This window comes from Steroidobacter sp. (genome assembly GCF_016790065.1).
Taxonomy (GTDB): Bacteria; Pseudomonadota; Gammaproteobacteria; order Steroidobacterales; family Steroidobacteraceae; genus Steroidobacter.
In genome coordinates this window covers 1-6157 of sequence record NZ_JAEUPY010000566.1, presented here as the reverse complement: position 1 = coordinate 6157, position 6157 = coordinate 1, and the positions used below count along the sequence as shown (strand labels likewise).

The 6157-nt window shown below is 61.9% G+C and carries 5 protein-coding genes; 3 read left to right on the top strand and 2 right to left on the bottom strand.

Annotated elements, in window-relative coordinates; translation table 11 throughout:
• Positions 1-174 precede the first annotated feature (174 nt).
• From JNL55_RS23540 to JNL55_RS37500, 3 genes are read left to right on the top strand one after another with little or no spacing between them, the layout of a single operon-like run.
• Positions 175-1215 (top strand): thioredoxin domain-containing protein, encoded by a 1041-nt coding sequence (locus JNL55_RS23540; protein ID WP_293859852.1) that lies wholly within the window; start codon positions 175-177, stop codon positions 1213-1215.
• A gap of 11 nt (positions 1216-1226) precedes the next feature.
• A complete protein-coding gene (locus JNL55_RS23535; RefSeq protein WP_293859849.1) occupies positions 1227-1679 on the top strand; it encodes a hypothetical protein in 453 nt (150 codons plus the stop codon).
• Positions 1627-2937: a winged helix-turn-helix domain-containing protein gene (locus JNL55_RS37500; RefSeq protein ID WP_415923153.1), complete on the top strand. Its 1311-nt coding sequence runs from the start codon at positions 1627-1629 to the stop codon at positions 2935-2937. Before JNL55_RS23535 ends, JNL55_RS37500 begins: the two co-directional genes overlap by 53 nt.
• A 49-nt stretch (positions 2938-2986) precedes the next feature.
• On the opposite strand, the gene JNL55_RS23530 is transcribed toward JNL55_RS37500, so the two are convergent.
• The gene (locus JNL55_RS23530) at positions 2987-4822 is read right to left on the bottom strand and encodes a UvrD-helicase domain-containing protein (protein WP_293859845.1); all 1836 of its coding nucleotides are present in this window, start codon (positions 4820-4822) and stop codon (positions 2987-2989) included.
• Positions 4819-6157 (bottom strand): ATP-dependent nuclease (locus tag JNL55_RS23525; protein WP_293859842.1); only part of this gene is annotated, 1339 nt, incomplete at its 5' end. The genes JNL55_RS23525 and JNL55_RS23530, both read right to left, overlap by 4 nt.

Below are 6157 nucleotides of genomic sequence, written 5' to 3'. Positions count from 1 at the left end.
CGTCAAGGCCGGACAGGGGCTCACAACGTCCTTGAAGGATCGTGAGCCGACACCAACGGGCGCTGGGCATCCGGCACGCTGTGCCTCCTTGGTTCGCCTGACCCGGAGATCCTCATGCGCGCTTTTCGATGCCTTCGGCTTTGTATCCTGACATCACTGTGTCTGTTTGCAGCGATGCCCGCGACTTCGGAAGACACAGCAGCCCGTCCCGATGCCGCCTCGATCACGGTCGCCCATGTCGGCGACCGCGCGATCTCACTGGCCGAGCTCGACCGCGCCGGGGGGCGCTCGCTGTCCGATCTGTCCCAGCAACTCTATGAGGCACGCGTGCGCGCGTTATACCAGCTACTGTCGACCGAGCTTCTTGAACGCGAAGCTCACTCACGCTCGATGTCCGCCGACGAGCTGCTCGCCCGCGAAGTCACACCGCAGGTGACGGAGGTGAGCGATGCGGAGGTCGAGGCCTTTCTAACCTCGCAAGGCGGCGACACACCGAGAGATGCTCGTGGCCGCAAGCAAGCGCAGATGTATCTCGGCATGAAGCGCCAGGCCGATGCCAAGCGCGAGTATGTGTCGACGCTCTTTCAGAAACATGGCGTTCGCGTGGCCCTGGATCCGCCGCCACCGCTGCCTAAGGAAGAGGTGCTGGGGCCCGTGACGCCCGCCATCGGAAAGCCAGACGCTCCGGTCACGATCGTCGCCTTCAGCGACTATCGCTGCCCCTATTGCCGCGATCTGTCGCACTCGATCGATGAGCTTCTACACAGCCATCGCGATCAGGTCCGAGTCGTGTATCGACATTTTCCGCTGCATGAGGACTCTGAAAAGCTCGCCCATGCAACGCTGTGCGCCGACGAACAGGGCAAGTTCCCCGAGTACCACCGCAGGCTGTTCTCCGCCAAGACCGGCGCCGAGGACACGGCGCAGATCGCGCGGGAACTGGGTCTGGACCTCCAGATCTTTGACGCTTGCATGAGCTCGAAACGCTTCCAGGCGCGAATCGAGGCCGACCGACAGGAGGGCCGTCGCCTCAAGATCAATGGCACGCCGACGCTGTTCATCGATGGACAGCGGCTGCGCGGCGCTCAAACGTTGCCACGCCTCACCGCCTCGGTGCAGGAGGCATTGCGGGCGGCACAAGCACTTCCTGCGGCACAAGCCCAGCGTGCGCCGCAGAGTGCGTCGAACCTATCCTCGACCCAGCGCGCTCGGTAAAGACCATCGCTATGCGCGCAGAGATCCGACGCGTCATCTGCCAGGCCATTGCGCTTATCGTGCTCGCGGCTGCCCTCACCTCCCTGGTCGAGGCGGATCCTCTGCCGTGCTCACCACCGCAATCACCGCAAGCGTGCTACGAACGCTATCTCCAAGCGATCCCGAAGGCGACGCAGCTGCGAGACCTGTATATGTTCCTCTCCTCCGACCGTGTTCGGCAGCTGGAGCGTGGCCTCGCCGTTGCGCAGGCGAAGGGCGTCGATCCTCGACAGATCGAACGTGAGACATTGACGATGTTGCGACAAGGCTCGAGCCGTCCGGAACGCATTCGCGTACACCGGTACGAGCGTGAGGCCGGCTTACGAGTCGAGCGGGCCGACGTCATCACGGACGTGCGACTCATGATCGAAGATGGACAGTGGCGCATCGCCGACGAGCGCGTGCGCGCGAACCCGCGGTTCTAACTGCGCTGTCATGACGCGCGGTCGCACACACAGGCGCAAGCGCCGCCGGCGCGAAGGCAAGCGCCGATTTCTGTCGGCCTGGGAACTGCGCACCGTCGCAAGGAGCCTGAAAGGTCCGCCGCGTGAGGTAGGGATTGCCGGTGCGCGCTGGTCTGTCGCCCGCATCCACCGGTTTCTTCGAAAGCGCTTCGGCATCAAGCTATCGCCCCGATATAGCGTACGGCGTCTGCGCCAGGCGAAGATTCGGATCAAGCTCACGCGCGCCCGCGAACCCCGCTTGAGTCCCAGGGCCCTGGCCGAGCTCCGACGAGCCCTGCGGCGGCCACCGAGTGCATTCGGCCTGGCCGGCGACCGCTGGAGTCGTCATCGAATCGCGCTCCTGATCGAACGGCGCTTCAAACGACGCTTCACGCCCGCGTACGCCGGTCGCGTGGCGCGACGACTTCGAGGCCACGGACTGGGACCATCGACTGAGCGGCGATTGACGCTTGCGCAGGCACACCTGCTGCAACAGATGCTGCTGGGACCTCCGCCTCCCGATCACGCTGCCTTGACGCGACGGGACGTTGCGTTGCTGATCGAGCGTCGGTTCGGTGTTCGCTATCACTCGCAGTCCATTCCGGCGCTCTTACGACGCTGGAAGATCACGTATATATGCTCGCCCGCCCCGGTCGGCGATCCGCGGCCCAATACCGAGCAGCTGAACGCGCTGGCCCGCGCCCTGAAGTCCCCGCCGGCACTTAGCGGTATCGCTGCGCCCCGCTGGAATCAGCGAACGATTGCATCGTGGCTCGACCAACACAGTGCGCTTCGCTATCCGATCCGCGGACTCTACCGACGCCTGAACCGCTGGGGCGTGTTTCCCAACCGAGCGGCTGTCGGTGGCGCCTGCGCCTTGACGCTGCACCAGCGTGAGGAAGTCAAGAAAGTGATGGCGGCCCCGCCCCGACAGTGTGGGTACTGTGCACGCCGCTGGTCACGCGCCTCGGTCGCGCGACTGATCTTGGATCGGTTTGGCATTTGCTACTCGCCGGCTTCCATTCCACACCTGTTGCGCAGCCTCGGGGTATCACTGCGCGCGGTGCGCAGCGTGCCTAACGCCCGAGCATCGTCACCCGCATCCGGCGCGCATCAGCTCACGGCAACCGATGTATCGCATCCACCCCGCCCTCGTCTGCCGCATCCGCGGCCTGCATCATCGCACCTGGCGTCCGCAGGTGCCTGTTGTAGTCGCCGCGTCTCGCGCAGAGCATCCTGACTCCGCTGGCACGACGGCTATCTAGACCTTCCTCAGGCCAAGTGCCACGCTACTTTGGTCCACTTCGACGATGAACACCGGCTGGCGCGAGAATCTGTTCGACCCACGTGACAGGTCCGCCTCGACTTCGGCAGAGCGTGAAGAATGCTCGTTGCCTGGCACGAGTAAACGCCACGAAGAACGAGTTGAGCTCGTCGACGCGATGGGGCTGCAAACTCCACCAGGTCTCACTATCTAGTCCATAGAAAAGCACGGTGTGAAACTCGAGACCCTTACTCTTATGGATCGTCATGAGCGCGACTTGTCCGAGCCCTTCGAACCGATCCAGCACCTGGCTCCAATCGCGCGCCCCGTTCGCCGATTCCGCGAGCAGTTGCTTGAACCCCTCCCAAACGCGATCGAAATCTGGCTCGCGCTGATACGCAGGAAAGGCCCGCCGAAGTACCGAGGAAGTCACAAAGTCCAGGACACGTTGCGCGATCGCCTTCGCATTCGTCGGGCTGGCGGTGGCCGAGGACATTTCAGCCCGAAGCGCCCGAACGAATGTTTGCAATCGAGCCTGCAGACGCTGCTGGCCATCTTCGTCGTCTGGATAAATGCCTTCTAGGTGGAGAAGATTACGTTCAGCGGCGCTCCACGCATTCGCGTCACGAGCCTGCGCCCCTAGACGCAACAACGGTAACAAGATCTCGGTCAAGCCCTCGCCCAGCACGTCCTGAATGGCGATCTCACCCACCTGTCGCGCCACATTGCGTAGGCTAACGCCGTGATCGGCGAACGTGGGTGCTAACACTTGCTCGATCTGATCAGCACGCATGCGCACGAGTAGCGCTACCTCATGAGGCGGTATTCCGCCGCTGATCTCGCCGGCAATCCAGCGGGCGAGTCCCTGCGTCTCTTGAGCCTCGGCGTCGTACTCCCAGATCGCTGCGACATCGCCATCCACATCACGTACCGCACGGGCTTGCGGTAACTCCGCGCTCGCATCGATTTTCCGAGCGATCACATGCTGAATACGGACCAGATCCTCGTGTGAACGCCAGTTCGAGAGCAGCGCGAACGGGACGGCATTGAACTGTGCCCGGAAACGAACAAATGCATCCGGCATTGCCCCGGCCCATTCCATGATGCGCTGTTTGTCATCGCCGACTGCCGTGAATACTGTACTGCTGCCATCAAAGGCCGTAGACAACAGTTCATATTGAGCTTGCGTGGTGTCTTGAAATTCGTCGAGGAAAACGAATGGGTAGGTAAGCTGTAGTGCGCGCCGAATGTCCCGATGCTCGCGCAGCAGATAGTCGACGAGACGATTTAGCATCGCGAAGCTCAGCAGAACATTGTCTGCATCCGAGTATTGGGTTTCCCAATACCGTCGCACGGCTTGGCTCGCATCTTTGTCGAAGGGAAGGCGCGTCTGCGTGACAGCGCGCTCAATCTGAGTGGCGTTGAGGTTACGCACTTTCTGGGATTGCAAGAAGTGATCCCATTGCGCGCGGGTGGGCATATGAATGCGGTAGTTGCGAGGAGGCGTGAACGGCGCTGGAATCGCGCGTCGAAACCGATCGATAAATCCCTTGGTGAAGGCATCAAACGTAAACGAGTCGAGGCGTCGTGCTTGCTCGGGACCACATCGCTTCTCTACCCGTTCGGAAAGTGTACGTGCGGCGTCTCGCTTGAAACTGATGGCGAGAATGCGCTTGGGGTTGGGGCAGAGGCCCGTTTGCAGAAGATATGCAGCCTTCTGTGCGAGGAACTCGGTCTTTCCCGCGCCGGCCCCTGCGGTGACACAGATACTCCGCTGATGCTCTCGGAGCGCCTCCCAGGCGCGTGGCTCCAGATCGCCAATGCCCTGCGGCTTCCAAGCCTCTGGTTTGGTGCGCGTCATTGCGCGCCATTTCCGACATCCAACTTACGTTGGACGTGAGCAATGAGCGACTGAAGCGGCGGCGGTGCATCGTCGGCCAGCTCTTTATCGGTCAGGCGCGCAAGCGCCGTCAGGTGCGTTTCGGGCTTGCTGCGGCGAAGAAACAAATACGGATACCATCGAAATGCATCATCGTAATCATCGGAATACAACGTCGCATCCCCGCCGCTCTTGAGCGTCGCAAGCTTCGCACTGTCAATCGCCTCCGTCGTCTCACCCGGCCCCGTGCCGCCCGCCTCCGAATGTTTGTAGGCGTCAGGAAAGGCTTCCAGCATTGAGAAATCCAGATCGAGCGGGTCCGAGAAGAAGACCCCGAGTTCCTCGAACGCTTGAGTCCAATGATTGTCTTCGTAAGACACCCAGAGATCTATGTCCTCCAGCGTATCGACGTTGGCGGGATCAATATCGCTCAGCAATGCCGGGAGCGTGGCGTCAAGACTGACTCCAACCTCCCCCAATTTCTCAACCAGCGAGCGAACCAGTTTGGCGCCCCCGTGTTTGCGGCCGAAATCGGCGTCGAGTAACGTTGCATGCGGTATCTGGAGGTCGGCAAGTAATCGCCAAAAGTGGGCCGCGTAGCGTCCGCCGAGAGGAACGATCGGTACAAATGAGCGATCGAGAGACACGCCGAGCGCGTCGGCGACCCGCGGAATCACCAGTTGTTCCGAATCGCCTTCCGCCAGAATGACAAACCGCGCGAAGTACAGCTCAGGGTACGCGCGCACCGCCAGCCGCACGTACTTTCTAGCCTCAGCGTCATCGCTGGGCAGCGTGATTGTGCGGACCGAGGACTGTCGGGTCGCGCGGTCCCGCCGGAAGTAGCGCACTTCCATGGGATCGATACGACTGAGAATGGCGGCCGAATGACTCGACAAGAGCACCTGCGCGGTCGCAAGCGCGGCAATGTCGCGGGCCTGCTCGATGATGCCCGCCAAGAAGAAAGGTGACAGACTGTTCTCCGGCTCCTCGATGGCCAGCACCGTCAAGTGAGCGCGTCTGAGCTTCTCCTGATCGAACGCACACTGGTCCTGAGGCAGCTGGAACGCGTCGCGCTCGACTTCCAGCGTCGCGGCTGTCAGCGCGATATGAAACAGCGAGCGCTGGCCATCACTCAGATCGGTGAGGGCGCGCTCTTGCCCCGCCTCATCGGGGAACAGTGCAAAATCTGCGTCCCGGATGAATTCCTCAAATCGCGATTCCACCAGCCGCAGCATCGGCGTGGTGTCCGTGTCGGCCTCGTGAACTTGTTTCCAGCGGGCATCGAGTCTTTCCAGCACAAACCGCGCCGGATCTTCC

Bases quoted from the DNA above. Each gene is read 5' to 3' on its own strand.
- JNL55_RS23540 (WP_293859852.1), top strand. From the start codon at position 175: ATGCCCGCGACTTCGGAAGACACAGCAGCCCGTCCCGATGCCGCCTCG.
- JNL55_RS23535 (WP_293859849.1), top strand. From the start codon at position 1,227: ATGCGCGCAGAGATCCGACGCGTCATCTGCCAGGCCATTGCGCTTATC.
- JNL55_RS37500 (WP_415923153.1), top strand. From the start codon at position 1,627: ATGGACAGTGGCGCATCGCCGACGAGCGCGTGCGCGCGAACCCGCGGT.
- JNL55_RS23530 (WP_293859845.1), bottom strand. From the start codon at position 4,822: ATGACGCGCACCAAACCAGAGGCTTGGAAGCCGCAGGGCATTGGCGAT.